Annotated in this window: 20 protein-coding genes; 16 read left to right on the top strand and 4 right to left on the bottom strand. The window is 34.6% G+C overall.

Annotated features, from left to right (window positions below; all coding sequences use genetic code 11):
* The first annotated feature begins 65 nt into the window (after positions 1-65).
* From malQ to NE544_RS04530, 7 genes are all read left to right on the top strand, one after another.
* Positions 66-1,535: a 4-alpha-glucanotransferase gene (gene malQ, locus NE544_RS04560; RefSeq protein ID WP_118114579.1), complete on the top strand. Its 1,470-nt coding sequence runs from the start codon at positions 66-68 to the stop codon at positions 1,533-1,535.
* Between the two features lie 56 nt (positions 1,536-1,591).
* Entirely contained in the window at positions 1,592-2,167 is a 576-nt protein-coding gene (locus NE544_RS04555) for a peptidylprolyl isomerase (RefSeq protein WP_118114580.1), read from the top strand.
* 83 nt (positions 2,168-2,250) lie between these two features.
* Complete coding sequence (locus NE544_RS04550) at positions 2,251-3,918, top strand: ABC transporter ATP-binding protein/permease (protein ID WP_256268481.1); 1,668 nt, start codon at positions 2,251-2,253, stop codon at positions 3,916-3,918.
* 1 nt (position 3,919) lies between these two features.
* Positions 3,920-5,545 carry an amino acid ABC transporter ATP-binding/permease protein gene (locus tag NE544_RS04545; protein WP_256268480.1) on the top strand — a complete coding sequence of 542 codons (1,626 nt, stop codon included), beginning with the start codon at positions 3,920-3,922 and terminating at the stop codon, positions 5,543-5,545.
* Complete coding sequence (locus tag NE544_RS04540; RefSeq protein WP_256268479.1) at positions 5,545-5,850, top strand: nitrous oxide-stimulated promoter family protein; 306 nt, start codon at positions 5,545-5,547, stop codon at positions 5,848-5,850. The genes NE544_RS04545 and NE544_RS04540 overlap by 1 nt, the downstream gene beginning before the upstream one ends.
* Positions 5,851-5,989: 139 nt before the next feature.
* Positions 5,990-7,285, top strand: coding sequence for an ATP-binding protein (locus tag NE544_RS04535; protein ID WP_118114583.1), 1,296 nt, complete (start codon positions 5,990-5,992; stop codon positions 7,283-7,285).
* Positions 7,286-7,298: 13 nt separating this feature from the next.
* Entirely contained in the window at positions 7,299-8,156 is an 858-nt protein-coding gene (locus NE544_RS04530; protein ID WP_118114584.1) for a YitT family protein, read from the top strand.
* A gap of 76 nt (positions 8,157-8,232) precedes the next feature.
* Here the strand turns inward: NE544_RS04530 and NE544_RS04525 are convergent, their stop codons facing one another.
* Together NE544_RS04525 and NE544_RS04520 are read right to left on the bottom strand one after the other, a co-directional pair.
* Positions 8,233-9,156 (bottom strand): FAD-dependent oxidoreductase, encoded by a 924-nt coding sequence (locus tag NE544_RS04525; protein ID WP_256268478.1) that lies wholly within the window; start codon positions 9,154-9,156, stop codon positions 8,233-8,235.
* A gap of 40 nt (positions 9,157-9,196) precedes the next feature.
* The gene (locus NE544_RS04520; protein WP_118114586.1) at positions 9,197-11,695 is read right to left on the bottom strand and encodes a translation factor GTPase family protein; all 2,499 of its coding nucleotides are present in this window, start codon (positions 11,693-11,695) and stop codon (positions 9,197-9,199) included.
* Between the two features lie 64 nt (positions 11,696-11,759).
* Between NE544_RS04520 and NE544_RS04515 the strand changes: the two genes are divergently transcribed.
* From NE544_RS04515 to NE544_RS04475, 9 genes are all read left to right on the top strand, one after another.
* Positions 11,760-12,377, top strand: a complete 618-nt coding sequence (locus tag NE544_RS04515) for a flavodoxin family protein (RefSeq protein WP_118114587.1) — start codon at positions 11,760-11,762, stop codon at positions 12,375-12,377.
* Between the two features lie 11 nt (positions 12,378-12,388).
* Positions 12,389-12,979: a hypothetical protein gene (locus NE544_RS04510; RefSeq protein ID WP_118114588.1), complete on the top strand. Its 591-nt coding sequence runs from the start codon at positions 12,389-12,391 to the stop codon at positions 12,977-12,979.
* Between the two features lie 89 nt (positions 12,980-13,068).
* Positions 13,069-13,680, top strand: a complete 612-nt coding sequence (locus NE544_RS04505; protein ID WP_256268477.1) for a hypothetical protein — start codon at positions 13,069-13,071, stop codon at positions 13,678-13,680.
* A 132-nt stretch (positions 13,681-13,812) separates the two neighbouring features.
* Complete coding sequence (locus tag NE544_RS04500; RefSeq protein ID WP_118114590.1) at positions 13,813-14,346, top strand: cupin domain-containing protein; 534 nt, start codon at positions 13,813-13,815, stop codon at positions 14,344-14,346.
* Positions 14,347-14,366: 20 nt separating this feature from the next.
* Positions 14,367-15,950, top strand: a complete 1,584-nt coding sequence (locus NE544_RS04495; RefSeq protein WP_118114591.1) for an ABC transporter ATP-binding protein — start codon at positions 14,367-14,369, stop codon at positions 15,948-15,950.
* Positions 15,951-15,953: 3 nt separating this feature from the next.
* Positions 15,954-16,781: an ABC transporter permease gene (locus NE544_RS04490; RefSeq protein WP_117925107.1), complete on the top strand. Its 828-nt coding sequence runs from the start codon at positions 15,954-15,956 to the stop codon at positions 16,779-16,781.
* Positions 16,782-16,783: 2 nt separating this feature from the next.
* On the top strand, positions 16,784-18,670 hold the full coding sequence (locus NE544_RS04485; protein ID WP_256268476.1) for an extracellular solute-binding protein: 1,887 nt from the start codon (positions 16,784-16,786) through the stop codon (positions 18,668-18,670).
* 50 nt (positions 18,671-18,720) lie between these two features.
* On the top strand, positions 18,721-19,746 hold the full coding sequence (gene eutH / locus NE544_RS04480; RefSeq protein WP_256268475.1) for an ethanolamine utilization protein EutH: 1,026 nt from the start codon (positions 18,721-18,723) through the stop codon (positions 19,744-19,746).
* A gap of 2 nt (positions 19,747-19,748) precedes the next feature.
* Positions 19,749-20,765, top strand: coding sequence for an alpha-hydroxy-acid oxidizing protein (locus NE544_RS04475; protein ID WP_256268474.1), 1,017 nt, complete (start codon positions 19,749-19,751; stop codon positions 20,763-20,765).
* Positions 20,766-20,893: 128 nt separating this feature from the next.
* On the opposite strand, the gene NE544_RS04470 is transcribed toward NE544_RS04475, so the two are convergent.
* The gene (locus NE544_RS04470) at positions 20,894-21,247 is read right to left on the bottom strand and encodes a hypothetical protein (RefSeq protein WP_256268473.1); all 354 of its coding nucleotides are present in this window, start codon (positions 21,245-21,247) and stop codon (positions 20,894-20,896) included.
* A 251-nt stretch (positions 21,248-21,498) separates the two neighbouring features.
* Positions 21,499-22,146 (bottom strand): TrkA family potassium uptake protein, encoded by a 648-nt coding sequence (locus tag NE544_RS04465; RefSeq protein WP_118114595.1) that lies wholly within the window; start codon positions 22,144-22,146, stop codon positions 21,499-21,501.
* Between the last annotated feature and the right edge of the window lie 7 nt (positions 22,147-22,153).

Genomic DNA, 22,153 nt, shown 5'->3' with positions numbered 1-22,153 from the left:
TAGTTCTTTTTTATGAAAGTGTGTTAAAATAGAAGTAATGAAAGGGATTACAAAACGGTGATAAAATGAATAGAAGTGCAGGAATCTTATGTCCTGTTTTCTCTATCCCTGCAAATCAAGGGATTGGTGATTTAGGGCAAAAAACAATTCGAATGATAGATATTATTGCGGATGCAGGGTATACCATATGGCAAATCTTGCCTTTGCAGATGACAGGCCCCACTCATTCTCCATATCAGACATATTCTAGTTTTGCGGGGGATCCTATCTATATTAACTTGGATCGTTTGTGTGAAATGGGGTTGTTGACGCAAAGCTCAATTGTGAATTGTAATAAGTTTAAAGACTTTGTTGAATATGACAAGATTCGTGAATTCAAGGAATCTTATTTTCAAAAGGCCTTTAAAGTTTTTAAAAAGGAATTTGATTCATTTAAAGAAGATTTTGAAGCATTTAAGCGTGATGCGTTTTGGCTAGAGGATTGGTCTGCCTACTCTTTATTTAAGAGTTTTTATAATGGGGCTCCATGGTTTGAGTGGGAAGATGAATATAAGAACTGGCCAGAAAATCGTGATATTGATTTGGATGATTATAAAGATGAGATTTTTTATATTGAATTTTTACAGTTTGTTTTTTATAAACAATTGGATGAAATTCAAATGTATGCGCACGCAAGAAATCTTAAAATCATGGGAGATATGCCATTCTATGTAGATTTAGATAGTGCGGATGTATGGTGCAACCGTAAAGCTTTCTTATTGGATGAAGAAGGAAAACCAGAATATATTGCGGGTTGTCCACCAGATTATTTTAGTGAAACTGGGCAACGTTGGGGAATGCCAATTTATGATTTTGATGCGCAGGAAAAAAATGGATATCTTTTCTGGTGCAATCGTATGAGTTGGATGAATCGTTGTTACGACATGGTGAGAATCGATCATTTTAGAGCGTTTGATACATATTGGAAGATTCCAGAATCTTGTCCTACTGCCATTGAGGGAAAATGGATCTTGGGCCCTGCTCATAAATTGATGGATGCGATTTTAAAGGCATGCCCAAACATTGTCTTAGTGGCAGAAGATTTAGGTTTGATTCGTCCTGAGGTTATTGAACTTGAGGAAGATTATGGAATTCCAGGAATGGATGTTTTATTGTTTAGAATGGAAGCTAAACAATTAAAGAAAAAGGCAAAGAAAAACTCTGTATTATATACAGGAACACATGATAATGCGACATGCAATGAGGATTATCATACGTATGATTCAAATAAGCGTATTAGTTTGCGTCGTTTCTTTAAAAACCAAGGCTATTCAAGCCGTGCCTTTAATGAAATGTTGTGTCAGTTTGCGTTAGATAGTAATGCAGATACAGTAATTCTTCCTATTTGGGATATTTGTGGATATAAAGAAGAGGCTAGAATCAATACACCTGGAACAGTATCAAACAAAAACTGGACTTGGAAGTTAAAAGATTTTAAGACATTTCCAGATAAGGTAATGAAGACAAAAGAATGGATTGAAAAATCGAATCGCTAAGGGGCAGTCTTGCTCCTTTTCTTGTGTATTGTTAAAATAAGATGGAGGTGGAAACAATGAAAAAGTTAATAACGATTTTATGTTCGTTTGTTCTATGTATATCTTTGTTTGGGTGTCAAAAAGAGACAAAGGATTATATCGCAAAGATTGAAGTGAAGGACTATGGAACAATTACATTAAAGTTGGATGGGAAAACAGCTCCAATTACTGTACAAAACTTTGTAGATCTTGCCAAATCCGGCTTTTATGATGGATTGACATTCCATCGAATTATTGAAGGATTCATGATTCAGGGTGGTGATCCTAACGGAAATGGTACGGGAGGATCGGATAAAACCATTAAGGGTGAATTTAAGGATAATGGTGTAAAAAATAATATTAAACACAAGCGTGGTGTTATTTCTATGGCAAGAAGCTCAGATTATGATTCAGCCAGTTCACAATTCTTTATTATGCAAGAAGACAATGATTCATTAGATGGGCAATATGCTGCCTTTGGACATGTCACAAAGGGAATGAAGGTTGTGGACAAGATTTGTGAAGATGCAGATCCAATGGATGATAATGGAACAATTGCACAAAGTAAGCAGCCGGTTATTAAAACAATTACAGTATCTGAAATTAACGACTAGAGTAATCTAGTTGTTTTTTTTTGATTTGACATCTTGAGTTAGTCAGTGTAAACTCAATTTGTTTCAACTAACTGAGGTGCGTTATGATCAATAAAAAATTATTATTTTCAGTTAAGGAAAGTATTCCTTATATTAAAAAGAATGTTATGTATCAATGGATTGGACTTATTTGTAACGTATGTTCTACGGCCTGTTTATGTTTGATTATCACAAAACAAGATAATTATTTTCTTTATATTGGAATGATTTTAGTCTGTTTAATTATTCGATATATTGTAAATCAAAAGGCAATTGAGATGTCGTATTCATCGAGTCATATTGTAAAAGAAACATTGCGTACTCAATTGTATAAGAAGCTATCTAAAATTGGAATTGGATATACAAATAAATGGAGTACGGCAGAAATTGTGCAATTATCAACTGAAGGTATCGAACAATTAGAAACCTATTTTGCCAGTTATATTCCGCAATTCTTTTATTCTTTAATTGCACCAATGACTTTATTTATTGTCATTTCTTTTATGAATTTTAAAGCCGCTTTGGTTTTACTTGTTTGTGTTCCGCTAATTCCAATGTCGATTGTATTTGTACAAAAGTTTGCGAAAAGATTATTAAATCGTTATTGGGGGCAATACACAAAATTAGGGGATAGTTTTCTAGAAAATCTTCAAGGATTGACTACACTTAAAATATATGAAGCAGATGGTTATTATCATAAGAAGATGAATGTGGAAAGTGAAAATTTTCGTAAGATCACAATGCGTGTTTTGACAATGCAGTTAAATTCCATTACTGTCATGGATCTAGTTGCCTATGGAGGAAGTGCATTGGGCATTGTCTTTGCGTTAACGAGCTCGCAAGATTTATTTCAAACATTATTTATTATTTTGATTTCAGCAGAATTCTTTATTCCTATGCGCCAATTGGGGTCTTATTTTCATATTGCGATGAATGGTATGGCGGCTAGTGATAAATTGTTTGGAATATTAGAGATGGAAACAGAAGAGAAACAAGAAGTAGATTTAAAGGATTGTTTCCTTTCTGCATCCAATCTTCATTTTGGCTATACGGATCAGGAAGTTTTACATGGAATAAATTTTAAAGCTCATAATGGAATGATTGGTTTTGTGGGTGAGAGTGGTAGTGGAAAAAGTACGATTGCCTCTTTACTGATGGGACAATATTCGAATTATAGGGGTGAATTAAAGTTATCTGGCTATGAAATCAAAGATATAAACGTCTATCCATATATGACTTTAGTTTCTTTAGAAAGCTACTTGTTTAGTGGAAGTCTTAGAGATAATTTAGCTATGGCTAAAGATGTGTCTGATAAAGAAATGAATATAGTTTTAGAAAAAGTAGGTATCTTTGATTATGTGAATGAACAAGGTGGATTGGATATGCGTATTTTAGAGGGTGGTAAAAATCTATCTGGAGGACAAAGACAACGCTTAGTTTTGGCAAGAGCGTTATTGAAGGATTCACCCATCTATATTATGGATGAGGCAACAAGTAATATTGATGTAGAGAGCGAAAATAAAATCATGGAAGTATTATATGAATTGTCAAAAGAAAAGCTTGTGCTTTGTATTTCGCATCGTCTGGCAAATCTAATTCATGCAGATGCGATTTATTGTTTGAAAGATGGAGATATTGTAGAGAGTGGAACACATGAGGGGTTGCTTCAACAGAATGGTGTGTATTGTGAGTTGTTTAATACGCAAAAAGAATTAGAAAGATATGGTGCCTAATATGAGTACAATTCAAATATTTTCACGTTTAATTAAACTTGTATTTCCCTTAACAGGATTTATGATTTGTGCCATTTTAATGGGGGCTGCAGGCTTTTTATGTGCCATCTTTATTCCTGTTCTATCAAGTATGGCATTGGTGAAGGATCCTACGTTTAGTTTTCATACGATTGTGATCTTGTTGTTTGTGTGTGCCCTTTTAAGAGGAATCTTACGTTATGCAGAGCAGGCATGTAATCACTATATTGCGTTTAAATTACTAGCTCGAATTCGTGATCAGGTATTTGGGACATTAAGAAAGTTGTGCCCTGCAAAATTAGAAGTAAAAGATAAAGGAAGTTTAATTTCTTTGATTACTTCCGATATTGAATTGTTAGAAGTGTTCTATGCACATACGATTTCACCAATTTGTATTGCGTTTGTCACAAGCTTAGTTTGTATCATTATCCAAATACAGTTTGATTGGATCTATGGAATCTATTCGTTTTTAGCCTATGTTTTAGTGGGTATAGTTTTACCAATTTATATTTCCAAACATTCAAGACATATTGGTGTAGAATATCGAAAAGAAGCTGCCAATCTAAATAGTTATGTATTAGAGAGTATGCGTGGCTTAAAGGAAAGTATGCAGTATATGGATACGGATAGTCGTTTATTGGGCTTGAATGAGAGAACTTCTATTTTGGCTACACGCGAAAAGGAATTGAAGCATTTTCAGGCAAAGACAGTTTCATTAACGAACCTATGCGTTGTCTTATTATCTTTAGGTTTATGTCTGATTCATGTATCTATGAATAGTTCAATGGAATCCACAATTGTATCGAGTGTTCTTCAAATTTCTTCTTTTGGACCTGTCATCGCACTTGCAAATTTAGGTTCAACTTTATCACAGACAATTGGGGCTGGACAAAGAGTTATTTCTTTATTGGATGAAACACCTATGGTTGAAGAGGTAGTAAATGGTAATGAAGCTAAATTTAATAAATTAGATATTTCAAATGTAGATTTTGCGTATGACGAAGAACAAATCTTAAAAAATATGAATTTGAGTATTCGAGAAAATGAAGTGATTGGAATTCAAGGTAAGAGTGGTAGTGGAAAGAGTACTTTATTAAAATTGTTGATGCGTTTTTGGAATGTTTCAAAGGGAGAAATCTTAGTAGATGGGATTGATATTAAGAGTTTAAATACTTCTAATTTAAGAAAGAATGAAGGATATGTAACGCAGGAAACGATTCTTTTCCATGATACGATAGAAAATAATTTAAGAGTCGCTAAGCAAGATGCGACGATGGAAGAAGTTCAAGAGGCTTGCAAAAAAGCGAATATTCATGAGTATATTCAATCTTTGCCAAATGGCTATAAAACATTAGTGGAAGAACTTGGTAGTTCTTTATCGGGTGGAGAAAGACAAAGAATAGGCCTAGCACGTATGTTTTTACATGATGCGAAACTTGTTTTATTGGATGAGCCAACGAGTAATTTGGATAGCTTAAATGAGGGGGCTATCTTAAAATCAATTTATGAAGAAAGAAAAGATAAGACCATTGTTTTTGTATCACACCGTGAATCAACTCTTGCACATTGTGATCGTGTGATTCATATGGAATCTGAAAGGGTCAGCTAATGGATAAGCGTGAAAAAGAAATGCGTACAGTGTATGAGATGATACATTTGTATTGCAGAAAGAATCATAAAGATAAAGAGTTGTGTTCAGAGTGTTTGGCTTTGTATGAATACGCAAGAATGCGTATTGAAAAGTGTCCTTTTATGGAAACAAAGACGTTTTGTTCGCAATGCAAGGTGCATTGTTACAAGTTGGATAAAAGAGAAAAGATACGTAAGGTGATGCGTTTTTCTGGACCTAGAATGTTGTTTTATCATCCTATCATGGCGATTCGTCATTTGTACTACCAAATTACAGATAAATAGAAAAAATATGCATGTTGATCGAAAACATCTTCGAAAAATATGCATTTTTGTTTAAAATAACATCGAAAAATATGCATAAAAGTAAAAAAATATCCTCGAAAAATATGCAAAAATGATATAATGTGACTAGGAGGTATTTATGTTAAGAAGAAAGTTTTATGATACATTGTTGAAGTGGTCAAAAGAAAAAAATCAAGAGTGTTTATTGGTTCGTGGTGCAAGACAAATTGGTAAGACATATATTATTGATTATTTTGGAAAGAATAATTATAAGAGTTATATTTATTTAAATTTTATCGAGAATCCACAATTAAAGACTATATTTGAAAATTCATTATCAGCAGAAGAAATATTTTCGAGAATGACATTGGTGATGCCTCATATACGATTTATTGAAGGGGATACATTGATTTTCTTGGATGAAATTCAAGAATGTCCGAATGCACGTACGGCATTGAAATTTTTGGCATTAGATAACAGATATGATGTAATCGCAAGTGGTTCATTATTGGGTATCAGTTATAAAGAAGTAACGAGCATACCTGTTGGCTATGAGTTGTCGGTTACAATGTATGGTTTAGATTTTGAAGAGTTCTTGTGGGCAAAAGGATACAATGAAAATACGTTGGAGTTGTTAAAAAAATATTATGATTCAAAAGAGAGAATTCCTGAGGAAATACACAATCAATTCATGCGATTGATTCGTGAGTATATTGTCGTAGGTGGAATGCCTGCAGTTGTGCAAACATATTTAGACTCGAATCATTTTGGACAAGTACAAAAAGTTCAGGAACAAATTATTTCAAGCTATATGGATGATATTTCAAAATATGCTTCTTCATCTGAAAAGCCAAAGGTAAAAAATTGTTACATGTCGGTTACGAAGCAACTCGCAAAAGAGAATAAAAAATTTCAGTTTTCTGTTGTGGAATCTAAGGCTACCGCAAGAAAATTTGAAAATAGTATTGAGTGGTTAAGAGATGCTGGGCTTGTATGGCTTTGTAAAAATGTATCTGCCTGTCAATTTCCTTTAGTTGGATATGAAAATGATAAATTCTACAAGATGTATTTAACAGATTTAGGCTTGCTAGTGGCAATGTATGGTTTTGAAATGAAATCGGCTATATTAGATGATACTTTAACAGGGCCAGTAAAGGGTGGTATATATGAAAATCTAATAGCGGATATTTTAATGAAAAGTCGTCATTCGCTTCATTATTACCAAAATAAGAACCTAGAAATAGAATTCTTGATTGAACAAAACACAAAAGTAATTCCAGTCGAAGTAAAGGCAGGAAATAATCGTTCACAATCAATGGATCAATTGTTGAAAAATGAAAATATTCCTTATGGATATAAATTTGTGAATGGAAATTGTGGAATTAATGGTAAAAAAATAACTCTTCCATTATACTTAGCTATGTATGTAGATTAGGTTGGGGTAAAAAATGAGAGAAAATGTTGAAAAGTATATTGAGTTAATTATAGGAAGTATCTTACTTTCGTTAGGGATTTATTTGTTTGTGACACCGAATGGAATCAACTTTGGTGGTGCCATTGGTATTGCACAGATTATTGAGTATTTTATTGTAAAGATGGTGCCAAGTCTTGGACATATGAATTTGGTGGGTATCATTAACTTTATGATCAATATTCCTTTGTTCATTATGGGCTTTAAAATTATGAATAAAGAATTTTGTATCAAGACTGTCATTAGTTTAGTGGTTCAAACCATTACATTATCTATTTTGCCAAAACAATCTTTTGTGATTATGCCAGACATGCTTTCAAATTGTATCTTTGGAGCCTTAATGTGTGGTATTGGAGTAGGACTTGCTTTACAAAGTAGTGGATGTTGCGGTGGTATGGATATTGCCGGTGTATGTTTATCGAAGACAAAACCAGGCTTTTCTGTAGGCAAGCTATCGATTATTATTAATTCGATCTTATTTACAATTTGTGCCTTTATTTTTGATTTACAGACATCACTCTATTCCATTATCTTTGTGGCTATTCTTTATTTTATTAGTGATCGTATCCACTATCAAAATATCAATATGACTGTATTGATTTTTACAAAGAAAGAAAATATGAAGAATGTAATTATGGAAAGAACAGGACGCGGTGTAACGTACTGGATGGGTAAGGGTGCTTATACAGATACAGAACAGTATATTTTATTTTGTGCTGTCAATAAATATGAGATTCGTAACTTCAAAAAAATTGTCAATGAAATTGATCCAAAGGCCTTTGTGACAATTAGCGAGGATCAAGAAATTGATGGTGGATTTGAAAAGAGATTATGATGTAGTAAAAACTACCTACAAACCCTGCAAGAGTTGGTGTAGGTAGCTTTTTTGTTTTCCAAAGAAAAAGGAACGATTAGTTCGCTCCTTCATTGTATTTAGCTTCGATTTCTTTGGCAATCTTTTTACCTTCCATTACAGCACTACCAATTGTTTTTGGCCCTGTAAAGGCATCTCCAATAATGAATACATTATCTAATGTAGAGGCGTGTGTATCCGTTGTTTTTAAATTGTTATTTAATGGAGTGAAGTCTACTTTTTGACCAATAGCCATCGCAACTAGATCACAATCTATTGTGAATAATGAATCTTTTACTTCGTGGCAGCTTGCTCTTCCAGATTCATCCATTTCTCCAAGTTCCATTTTCGCAACTTGAACACCACAAACATTTCCGTTTTCATCCTTTAAAATGTCTTTGATGTTGTTTAAGAAGACAATCTTAACACCTTCTTTTTCACAGGCTTTGATTTCTGCAGGACTTGCAGGCATTTCCTGTAAAGATCTACGATATACGATTGTGACATCGTCAATGATACGAACTAATGATCTTGCACAATCCATCGCAACATTTCCACCACCCCAAACAATGGCCTTTTTATATTTTTTGAAGTCTTCTTGTTTGTGATTGATATTTAAATCGTAAAGTAATGTTAAGCCGGCAACGACGCCATTACCTGTTTCAAAACCAAAAGTATTTTCAATTTGGGCACCAATCGCTACAACCACATAATCATAGTTTGTTTGTAATTCTTTAAACATAGTTTGATCCACAAAAGTATTAAAATGGAATTTAACACCGGCTTCAATCAATCCGTTATAGGCTTTTTCTAAGAAAATTTTCGGCATACGATATTCAGGAATACCTGTATAAATGGCTCCACCAATTTCAGCTTCCTTATCAAAAATATCAATCTGGTACTCATTTTCTGTTTTAACTAATTCTTGAGCCAATGTATAGCCAGCAGGACCGGCTCCAATAATGGCAATCTTTCTTGTCATAAATTAAATTCCTCCATCTTTTTCGCTATTATATCATAAACTATTTCTTTAAGTACGAAAGAGCTCGTTTGTTTACGTTTTTTACGACAATCTCAAGTTCACGAGCTGAGATTCTTTTTGCACCATTGGCTAAGATCGCATTTTGAATCAAGCCATCACTTGTCGCAACTGATAATTCATATTTCTTTTTTAAGTCGTGTACAGCCTTTTCAATATAGCTGTCTGCTGTTTGATTATATCTCGTATAAATAATGTCTAGATTTCCTTGATTAAAATGTGAACCTGTATTGTTTTTTACGCGATATCCATCAAATACTAAGATGACTTTGATACGCTTATATCCTTGATAATTCGAGATTCGATTGATCAATTCATCACGTGCAGATTCAATGTTTACTTTGGCAATATCTTTTAAATCTTGCCAGTCATAAATCATATTGTAGCCGTCAATCATTAAACATTCTGGCTTTTTATTTTCGACATGAATCTGATTTAAATTCATATCAACCTTCGCTTTTTTCTTGATTGGCTTTTCAGCTTTCTTGTTGTTTCCACCAAGTGAATTAAATACTTTCTTTAATTCTTCTTCACGAACTGTATGTTTTACATAAGAAGTATAGGAAGTTGCGTTGGCTTCTTTAATTTGGATGTGCATATGCTCCTTGACTTCATCCCAAGGCACAAAATAACCTGCTCCATGTTCGCAGAATACAGATCCGGTTGGATTGTTTAAATCGGCTTCACTATCATAATTTGTTTCTTCAATGATCTTTTCTTGATCAAAACACTCATGATAGTCTTCTAATTCACAGATAAATTGGCCTTTTCCTTTTGTGTATGCGATGACATCTTTTTGATAGTCCATCAACTCACGAACGGGTCCCGTTCCTTTTATGTGGACAAGATTGTTCATGTCTTCTTCAATTTTAAATGAGCAATGCTTGTTTTCTAAATCAAACAAGGCTTTTGAAACATGTTGATTTTCAACGACTAATTCAAAACTATAATAAGGTTCTAATAATACAGATTCTGCTTCTTTTAGACCTTGTCTTATAGCACGATAGGTTGCTTGTCGAAAATCCCCACCTTCTGTATGTTTTAAATGGGCTTTACCGGCCACTAAAGTGATTTTTATATCGGTAATTGGCGATCCAGTTAATACACCTTTGTGTTGTTTCTCTTTTAAATGCGTTAAAATCAGATTTTGCCAATTTAAAGCTAAATCGTCATTGGAACAGTTTGATTCAAACACAAGTCCTTTACCTCTAGGTAATGGTTCAAGTTTTAAGTGTACTTCGGCATAGTGCCTTAAAGGCTCAAAGTGACCGACTCCAATAACTGTATTTTGAATGGTTTCTTTAAATAAGACTTTACCTGTTGTAAAACCAACTTTAACTTTAGATCTTTTCTCAATTTCTTTTTGAAGAATTTCCATTTGAATGGATCCCATTAGCCTTAAAAAGATTTGTTTCGTCTGCTCATCATATTCAATTTGTAGCTGCGGATCTTCTTGAGCAAGTACACTGCAGTAGCGCATCATAGTAAGTGCATCTACACCTTCGGGAAGTAGGAGTTGGTAATTCATATAGGCATTTAAGAGTGGTTTTGTCGTGTCAGATTCAAAGCCTAGCCCTTGACCTACTTCATACTTGTTCAATCCTTTTAGTGCACAAATCATTCCTGGATAAGCGGTTTGTACCATTTCAAATTGTTTTCCGTTATACAAACGAATTTGATCTACCTTTTCATCTGTACCAACTTTATCTTTGGCATTTAAAACACCACCCGTAATCTTTACGTGGGTTAAACGATTGCCTTGGTCATCACTTGAAATCTTGTATACACGAGCCCCAAAATCTTCAGGGTACTCTTGGATAAAAGATAAATCGATAATCGCATCCATTAAATCTTCAATGCCTTGGATTTTTAAGGCAGAACCAAAGAATACGGGGAAGCATTCTCTTTTAAAAATGGCTTGTTGAAGAAGTGATGAATCGACTTCTTCGGTTTCTAGATAGTGATTCATGATATCTTCATTCAACATGGACAGTTCATCTTCAGCATCTTTTGATTTAAAATTGATACAGTTGGATGAGAAATGCACTTTAAGATCATTCATAAGCTCTTCTTGTGTCTTATAGCTGATATCCATTTTATTAATAAAGATCAACGTAGGAATCTTATAGTGTTTTAAGCATTTCCAAATGGTAGAAGTGTGAGATTGAATACTGTCTTGTCCGTTGATTAAAAGAATGGCTAAATCTAATACTTGAAGACTTCTTTCCATTTCGCTTGAAAAATCGACATGGCCTGGTGTGTCAATCAAATAGATTTCACTATCTTTCCAATGAAAGTGAGCTTCTTTTGAATAAATTGTAATGCCTCTTTCTCTTTCTTGATTATCATAATCCAAATAGGCATCTTGATGGTCGACACGTCCTAATTTTCGGATTGTTTTTGATGTATAAAGCATACTTTCGATACAAGTAGTTTTTCCTGCATCGACATGTGCTAATATTCCAGTTACTATTCGTTTCATAAATATCATTTTATCATGTTGACGCAAATGATAAAATAGAGATAGATTTTTTCGGAGGAAAAATATGAAAGTCTTAATGTTGAATGGTAGTCCACATGACAGTGGAGTGAATGATTTGGCTTTGCGTGAAATGGAAGCTGTATTTAAAGAAAGTGGGGTTGAAACCGAAACTGTACAAGTTGGAAACTTAGCTGTTCGTGGTTGCTCAGCTTGTGGTGCTTGTACGAAACTTGGCAAGTGTGTATATGATGATATTGTCAATGAATTGTTACCCAAATTTGAAGAAGCGGATGGATTGGTTGTTTCAAGTCCTGTATATTATGCCAGCGCGAATGCGACATTGATTGCAGTATTGGATCGTTTGTTCTATATTTCTCGTTTTGATAAGACAATGAAGGTGGGGGCTAGTGTTGTTTCTTGTCGTCGTGGCGGAGCGAGTGCTACTTTTGATGAATTAAATAAGTATTTTACAATCAGTGGTATGCCTGTTGTATCGAGTCAATATTGGAATTCAATTCATGGAAATAATGCACAAGAAGCCAATCAGGATGAAGAGGGTAAACAAACAATGCGTGCTTTAGCTCGTAATATGACGTTCTTGATGAAAAGTATTGCCTTAGGTAAAGAGGCGTATGGTTTGCCTGAAAAAGAAATTAGAAAGGGTACGAATTTTATTCGTTAAAAGGTGATCGCATGGTGAATTTAAGACATCCAGATAATATATTTTATGATCGCGAAGGCGATTTATTCATAATCACAACGGATTTAGATGGTCGTCAGGAAGTGGTTTGTAAGACCAATCTTGAATGTGTGAGTGATGTTTTGGCAAGATTACTAGATATCAATTTTAAAAAGGTTCTAGACAGTGATGATCGTTTACGTATGTTAGGTGATTTAGAACAATTTGCGTGTGTATATGCACTGAAACTAATGACATATAAGACGGTAAAGGGACTTTATTTAGAGTTTCCTACTTTAGCTAAATATCAAGGTACAGCTCTAATTAGTCCACGCACAGTCATTGACAATCGTAATGATGGCTACAACAATAAGTATCACTTAATGTTGGTGAATGTTATCTATACATCTATGATTCATGCGACTGTTAAGTATGCAGGTTCAAATCAGGAGGCTGCACACATGAAAGAAGTGTTTGAAACGGTTTTACCAGATGATAAGGGTCTGATTGAAACGTTGAATGATTTCTATGATGGTGCTATCAATGAAGCGGATTTAACGGATATTATTAAGAATATTCAAAACGAAAACACGACAAAAGCTTAAAAAATCGTTTTCATCGACCGATTTTCGATTTTTGGTCGAGTACAAACACATAAAACATCTCTATGTTTAACGTGGAGGTGTTTTTTTTTATGAAACAAATTGTGCAATTCATTGAAGATAATAATATTTCAGAGGAAGAAGTTGCCAAAGCAGCCCATATGTCTTTGCGTAATTTTAGAAGGCAAATTCATTCCGAGGATCGTACGCAAACGCGTATTGTGCTTATTCTTGCAGATTATAATCATCAGTCCATTGATTCGATTTTCTTTGATCAAATGTATAATCAGCCCGTTAATTTAGAAGGCTTAACATGGACTCAGGTTCAAGATATTATGAAATTGATTCATCCCGAATTGTTTACAGATATTAAAAGAAGTTCGAAATTTAAGAATTTTGAATACAATTTAAAAAATGACATGGGTGATCGTATGCGTTTTATACGGGAAGTTGTTTTTTCACTTTCACAAACTCAATTTGGCAAATATATGGAAGTAACGAGAAATACTGCTAAGTATTGGGATGAGGGACAGATCAATGTGGATAAGATTTTAAAAATATCGCAAAGAACAAACATCAGTATGGACTTTATGATTCGTGATAATTATCCGTTGACTTTACAGACACAAGGTATGAGTGAGGCTTTATATTTGGCGGTTATGACAAATTGTGTATTGTATCGTTTGAGAAATATGAAACAGTAAAATTAATTTAACTTTAGAGCATGAAAAAAATGCTCTTTTTTTTCTTGCATAATTGAGGGTTTCCTATATAATAGATTTGTTCTTTTAATGAAACAAAAAGTTTAGTATAAAAAACAAATTAGGGGTGATTGAATGAAAATAGGCAAAAAACTAAAAGAGCTTCGAACCCAGAATGGGTTGACTTTGGAAGAACTTGCGAATCGTAGTGAATTAACGAAAGGCTTTTTATCGCAGTTAGAGCGCGACTTAACAAGTCCAAACATTTCTGCATTGGAGAATATATTGGAAGCTTTAGGTACCAATTTGGCAGATTTCTTTCAATCAAGCAAGGAAGAGCAGATTGTTTTCCATACGCAGGATTTTTTTGTGAATGAGCAAGATGATTTGGTTACGGAATATATTATTCCTAATGCCCAGAAGAATCAGATGGAACCTCTTTTATTGACTTTAAAACCGGGCGCAAAGTCACAGGAAGTCAAGGCTCATGAGGGAGAGGAATTTGGCTATATTTTAAAGGGCAGTGTTGTTTTAGTTGTTGGTAATAAAAGGTTAAAAGTTAAATCAAAAGAAACCTTCTATATTACAGGTAAGGAAGGGCATTATTTAGAAAACGTATCGAGTGTGGATGCCAAAGTATTATGGGTATCTACACCGCCTGTATTTTAATTGACAAGGAGAGAACATACATGGAACAGGAAAAGAATAAATTAATTCAATTTCGCCACATCGTAAAAGAATTTGATGGTCAAGTTGTGTTAAAGGGTATTGATTTAGATATATATGAAAATGAGTTTGTCACACTATTAGGGCCTAGTGGTTGTGGAAAAACAACTTTATTACGTATTTTAGGTGGTTTTTTAGAACCTAGCGAAGGACAAGTCATCTTAAATGGAGAAGATATTTGTGAAGTGCCAGCCTATAAGCGTGAGTTGAATACGGTTTTCCAAAAATATGCACTATTCCCTCATATGAATGTGTATGACAATATTGCGTTTGGATTGAAAATTAAAAAGATGAGTAAGGACGTTATTGATCAAAAGGTCATGAAAATGTTGAAGTTGATTGGTCTTGAAGGATTTGAAAATAAAGATGTTACTTTACTATCTGGTGGTCAGCAGCAGCGTGTTGCGATTGCGCGTGCCTTAGTTAATGAGCCAAGCGTATTATTGTTGGATGAACCTTTGAGTGCGTTGGATTTAAAGCTTCGTAAAGAAATGCAGTATGAATTAAAGAAGATTCAACAAGAAGTAGGAATCACATTTATCTTCGTTACGCATGATCAGGAAGAAGCACTAACAATGTCAGATAAGATTGTTATCATGAAGGATGGCGAGATTCAGCAGGTTGGTAGTCCAGAAGACATTTATAATGAACCAGTCAATCAATATGTTGCGAAGTTCATTGGGGAAAGTAATATTATTCCAGCACGTATGGTTTGCGATAAGAAAGTACGTTTTGATGATATTACATTTGACTGTGTCGATGTAGGATATAAAGAAAATGAACCAGTGGATGTCGTAATTCGCCCAGAAGATATTGATATTGTGGATGTGAAGGATGGCAAGATGACTGGTGAAGTTGAGAGCGTATTATTTAAGGGTGTTCACTATGAAATCATGGTGGAAACTGTTCCTGGTACGCATGTCACGGTAAATATGCACGTAAACAAGAACTATGCGATCACAAGCGAAGATGGAAAAGAAAAGATTTCTGCCAACGACTTCTATCTAGACTTAGAAGATATGAAGGATATTGATGATAAAGAAATCATTGCGCGTGCCGATGCACAGGCTTGGAATCCTGAAACAGATGAGTTTATTTCAATTCATGATATTGATACAGATTTAAAACAGGAAGTAGGAGAATATACTGTTACTTTCTCAACAAATAATAAAACTTCAATTACCCGTAAGATTTGGGTCGTAGATCAAAGAGTTGTTGAAAATAAGAAGGCCAATGAAGCCGTTTCTGCGTTTAACTTCTTTAAAACAGTGGATGAAATCAAGGAATCCATGGCTATTGATACAGACTTGAAGACTTGGGCAAATGCACAGGGCTGGAAGTTGGATGACGAAAATGAAACAGTAGATCTAGATGTAGATTATGATTTTGATCCTGAAACAATTAAGGAAGGTGTCTATAAGGTAACTTTCTGGACGACGGGTCGTGAATTCAAGATTCATACAACGGATTATGTAGAGGAAGGAAAAGAGGTCGGACTTACTTTCTTTGCGGAAGATATCCATGTTATGGAGAAAATGGGATTCTAGAAAATGAAAAAATTTCAACAATTAGCAATCCCTTATATTGTGTGGGCTTGCATCATGTTGTTGCTTCCGATGTTGCTGATTGCGTTTTATTCAATCATTCAGCAAGGCAACAGTATTGTGCACTTTAAGCTTACATTAGATAACTATGTTCGTTTCTTTACAGACAAAGATTTCTTGTTGATTTTATGGCGTTCTTTATGGATTGCCATTAAGACAACCATTATTTGTTTGTTGATCGGATATCCAATCGCATACTTTATTTCTAAGAATAGTCCTAAAGTTCAACAAATCTTAGTTCTTGCGATTACTCTTCCTACATGGATCAACATGCTTGTAAGAACATATGCATGGATTGGTATTTTATCAAGTGATGGAATTATTAGTAGCTTTTTAGGCTTGTTTGGAATTCATACAGAACTTTTATATACAGAAGCTGCTGTATTGATTGGTATGGTGTATAACTTCTTGCCATTTATGATTCTGCAGATCAACACGGCTTTAACGAAGATGGATAAATCTTTATTAGAGGCGGCTCAGGATTTGGGCGCTAATAAATTCCAGACGTTCTGGAAGGTTATTTTCCCACTTTCATTACCGGGCGTAGTTTCAGGTATCACATTAGTGTTCTTACCTGCCGTAAGTTCATTCTTCATTCCTAAATTATTGGGTGGAGGACAATTCTTCTTGATTGGTAACGTCATTGAAAATCAGTTCATTACTGTAGGAGAATGGAACTTTGGTTCAGCTATCTCAATGATCATGGCTATGATCATGATGCTTCTAATGATGCTTGTAAGGAAATTGGAAGAGCGTAATAAGGAGGAAAAATAGGCATGTCGAAAGATAAGAGAGTATTAGGTAAAGTAGGCATGGCTTTATTATTGGTGTTCTTTTATGCACCAATATTATTCATGATTATTTTTTCCTTCAATAGTTCAAAATCGTTAACACACTTTACAGGGTTCTCATTATGTTGGTATGAGGCTATGCTTAAAAACCACGGTATGATGGAATCTTTGTATGTCACAATTATTATTGCCTTATTGGCGACAATTATTTCTACGATCATTGGTACGATTACGGCGATTGGTTTATCAAAGTCAAAGAAAGTATTGCGTGCTTTTGTCAGTCAGGTCAATGATTTTCCAATCATGAACCCTGAAATTGTTACTGCCATTGGATTGATGCTTCTATTTATTACTTTCCAAATTGAAAAGGGATTTGTGACATTATTATTAGCACATATTGCTTTCTGTATTCCATATGTTATTTTGAGTATTATGCCTAAGATCAAATCATTAGATCCAAACTTGGCCGATGCTGCAATGGATTTAGGCGCTACGCCTTGGCAAGCTTTGGTGAAAGTTATTGTACCTCAAATTATGCCGGGTATTGTTTCGGGTGCTTTGATTGCGTTCACAATGTCATTTGATGATTTTGTTATTTCATATTTCGTGACGGGTCAAGGTGTAAAGAATTTGAGTATTATGGTGTATACAATGTCTAAGCGTATTAATCCAAGTGTAAATGCGATTAGTACATTGGTTGTATTGCTGATCACAATCACTCTAACAATCGTGAATATCTTGCCAATGATTCGTAAAAAGACAAGTCCTTCAAAACAAAATAAACCTTGGAAATGGGCTGTTGCAGGTGTTGTGGTAGTTGGTTTAGTGGCCTCTTTATTTGGCTTGAATAAATCAGCTGGTAGTCAGCCTTATGCAGGACAAACTTTACATGTATATAACTGGGGTGAATATACAGGTGAAAATATCATTTCAGGTTTTGAAGAGTTAACGGGAGCTAAGGTTATCATGGATAACTTTGATTCAAACGAACAGATGTATATTAAGGTTGCCAATGGCGATGCGTATGATGTATTGGTTCCAAGTGATTATATGATTCAAAGAATGATGCAGGAAAAAATGCTTCAAAAATTAGAGCCAGAAACTCGCAAAGAATGTTTAGGTGAATTGGTGGATGCGATCAAAGGTCTTCCGTATGATCCAAAGAATGAATATTCAATTCCTTATTTCTGGGGTACTGTTGGTATCGTATACGATAAGACAAAAGTATCTGAAGAAGATTTGGAAAAAGATGGATGGGATATTTTCTTAGATCAGAAATTTAAGGGAGATATCTATCTATATGATTCAGAAAGAGATTCATTTATGATGGCATTAAAAGCTCTTGGTTATTCAATGAATACGACAAGTCAAGATGAATTAAATGCAGCATATAACTGGTTGATTCAATGTGTTCAGACAATGGATCCAGAAATTGTAACAGATGAAATTATTGATAATATGGCACAAGCTAGAAAGGCTTTAGGACTTATTTATTCTGGAGATGCAGCTTATGTCATGTCAGAAAATGAAAATATGGGATTCTATATGCCAAAGAGTGGAACAAACTTATGGTCAGATGCGATGGTTATTCCTAAGAATGCGAAGAATCCTAAGCTTGCGAATGAGTTTATTCGTTATATTACAAGCTATGATGCAGCTATGGATAATTCGAGTTATGTTGGATATACTTCACCAAATAAAGAAGTTACGGAAGAACTTGGTGGTAAAGGCGGAGATTATGATGGTATCAACGCATATACACCTCGTGCTGGTTACGATAAAGATGAAGTATTCCAATATGATGAAACTACACGTAAGATCATTGCGGATTTGTGGTCTAGAGTAAAAGTTGCGGCAAGTAACGCACATTAGTCGAAGAAAATTTCTTCGACTTTTTTTCTTTCTTATAATAGAATGAATGCATGAATCCGATTATTTTTATTTTATTATGCTTTGCTGCTTTAGGCTTACTTGACAAGATGTTTAAGAATCGACTTGGACTAGCCACTTCTTTTGATCGAGGCATTATCACGATGGGTGATTTTATGATGAGCGTTGGGGGCTTTTATTGTATAGCGATTGCGTTTTTAAATGGTCATGCCACTCTTTTCAAAAATAAAGAAATGATTATTTCGAGTTTGTTGGCGCCAGATCTTGGAGGTTATTCCATTATAGAGTCTATGACACATTCTGAAAGTGTGCTTATCTTTTGCGGTGTATTATTAACGTCCACTTTAGGATGCTTAATTAGTTTTCAATTGCCAATCTTTTTAAAGGAACTGGATAAAGATGATTTGAATCACTATTTAAAAGGAGTTGTGTATGGTATTTTAGGTTTATTACCTATTCTTATTGGTTGTGGCTTTTTATTGCGTATTGATCATTTTTTGATTGTGTTTTTACCCGTAATTCTTATTTGTGCTATTTTGATAGGACTATTCTTTATTTCTTTTCAAACGTTGATTGTCGTATTGACATTATTTTCTAAGCTTGTACAATTCGTAGGATACATCTTCTTTTTTCTAGTTTGTTTGACTTTCTTTTTCAACATGAACTTCACAAATGCGACATTGATCAATGAAGCTTTGCGCATTGTATTTCAAATGAGTATTATTGTTTGTGGTTCTTTGGTGTTTTGTGAAATTATATTAAGAAAGTTTTCGAATCAGATTGAAAGAGTAGGTCAAATACTAAATATTGATAAATATTCAGTGATGGGAATTATCTTATCTTTTGGAACAAGTATTGCGATGTTACCATTATTTAGTAAAATGAACAGGAAGGGTAAGATTTTAAATGCTGCCTTTTCTTTGAGTGGGGCATTTGTGTTTGGTGGACAACTCGGTTTTATTGCCTCAGTCAATCCTGCAAGTGTGACTTGGTTTGTGGTTGTGAAACTGGTAGCTGGAATATTAGGTTTAGTTATAGCGAATGTAATGGAGGAATGATTATGAATTATATGGAATTGATGGAAAAAAGTCGTGAAGTGATGGGGACAAAATTATGTAAGTCTTGTCCTGTATGTGATGGAAGGGCATGTCGAAATACGATTCCGGGTCCTGGTGCTAAAGGAATTGGGGATGTTGCGATGCGTAACTATGATGCTTGGAAAAACATTCGTGTGAATATGGATACAATTACAGATAATGAGCCAGTAAGTACAGAATTAGAACTATTTGGTCATACATTTAAATATCCGATTTTTGCAGGTCCTGTAGGAGCTGTAGCCATGCACTATTCAGATGCATATGATGATAATGGATACAATGATATTTTAGTTCGAGGTTGTATGGATGCTGGTATTTGTGCGTTTACAGGAGATGGAAAAGATCCTAGTATAATGGAAAATGCGACACGAATTATTAAAGAGAATAATGGGTATGGTATTCCAACCGTTAAACCTTGGAGTTTAGAGACTTATTTGGAAAAGCTAAATTTAGCTTTAAACAGTAATGCCTTTGCGGTAGCTATGGATGTAGATGCAGCTGGACTTCCTTTCTTAAAGGGGTGTCAGCCTCCTGCAGGAAGAATGAATACAGAACAATTAAAGGCAATCATTTCAAATACACCAGTACCATTTATTGTGAAGGGTGTTATGAGTGTGAAGGGAGCTTTAAAGGCAAAAGAAGCAGGAGCTAGTGCAATTGTGGTTTCGAATCATGGTGGTCGAGTTCAAGATCAGACACCTGCAACGGCTGAAGTACTCGAAGAGATTGTAAAAGCTGTAGATGGCAGTATGAAAATCTTTGTGGATGGTGGACTTCGTAATGGTGTCGATATTTTTAAGGCTTTGGCATTAGGTGCGGATGCCGTTATTGTAGCTCGTCCATTTGTGAATGCGATTTATGGAGCAAAAGAAGAAGGCATTCAAGTCTTAGTGGATAAACTTGGCAGTGAACTTCAAGATACTATGGAGATGTGTGGGGCTAAAAGCTTAAAAGACATTACTCGTGATATGGTAAGATAGGCAGCTTAATTGCTGTCTTTTTTTGATGCTTCAGAAAAAATGTGTTAAACATGTGTCTAAAACTACAGAAAAATGTGTAAAAATATCCATTTACTTGATAAGTAAAGGTTTTTTAAAAGGTATCAGTTTTAATTTCTGATACCTTTTCTTAATGAAATGATTGCAAGTACTGCGTTGATCAAGCACCATGCTGACCAAATATATAGGTCTGAATAGTTTCCTGCAAGTACAAAGCCTGTTAATGTAGCTAAACCAAATAGAATAATAAGTGCAATGTTGGTTCCTTTTGAATTGTTCTTTCTAGATACAATCGATACAATTCCTCCACAAAGCATGCATATACTAACAACAAGTCCTGCACTTCCACTTACTTGTCCACTTTCTTCTAGGGCGTTGGCAAGGCCTGCTATCATACTTTGGAATACGACAAATACACTTAATACAATGGAAATGATTCCACTGACTAGTTTCCATGTTTTCATAAAAAAAATCCCCTTTCTTAAGTATATTTATAACTTAAAAATGGGGATAATTGGTATGCTCGTGGCATACATTAATGGCGAGTGATGTTTAAAATGTGATTTAAAAGTCGTGGGACTAAGAAAGAAATGTAGATTACGGATCCTATTGATAAAATTTCTAACATAAATAATCGCCTCTTTCTTACACCTTTATTGTAGAATTTTAAATGTTTAAACGGTGTTAAAGAATGAGGCGTCATGTTAAGATTTCATTAAAAACGAAGGAATTTTTGTACGTCTGAATTTTGCGCAAGAATAAGAATGTTTTCAGATTCCTGGAAAGTATGTTCAGCACTAGGAAGTGGGTCTAGAATTCCATTGATTTTTGTAGCTAGAATGTTGATATGGTATTTTCTACGAATATCGAGTTCTAACATGGTTTTTCCAATCCAAGCGGTTGGTACGGCAATTTCATAAATGGAATATTCTGGAGTAAGTTGTACGTAGTCAAAGATGTTTTCGCTTGAAAAACGTACGGCGGCCCAGTTACCAATTTGTTTTTCAGGATATACAACTTCATCGGCTCCATTGCGCAATAAGAATTTAGCGTGTACATCGCGCACGGCTCTTGCGACAACAAGTTTTGATCCGTGATCTTTTAATAGGGCTGTTGTTTCGAGTGAACTTTGAAAGTCATCTCCAATGGCTACAACGCAAAGATCAAAGTTCGATACGCCTAGTGAGTCAATAAAGCTTTCGTCGGTAGAATCTCCGATTTGTGCGTTTGTGACATAAGAAAGGACTTTGTTGATTTTTTCTTCATTTTTATCAATGGCCAAAACGTCATGTCCTAAATCATATAGTTTTTGTGCCATGTGACGTCCAAAACGTCCCATACCAATAATTAATACTGATTTCATATGTTCC

The sequence above is a fragment of the Holdemanella sp. MSK.7.32 genome (assembly GCF_024460475.1).
Lineage (GTDB): Bacteria > Bacillota_I > Bacilli_A > Erysipelotrichales > Erysipelotrichaceae > Holdemanella.
Note: the sequence above shows the minus strand (reverse complement) of the source record. Positions and strands in the feature narration are given on the sequence as shown.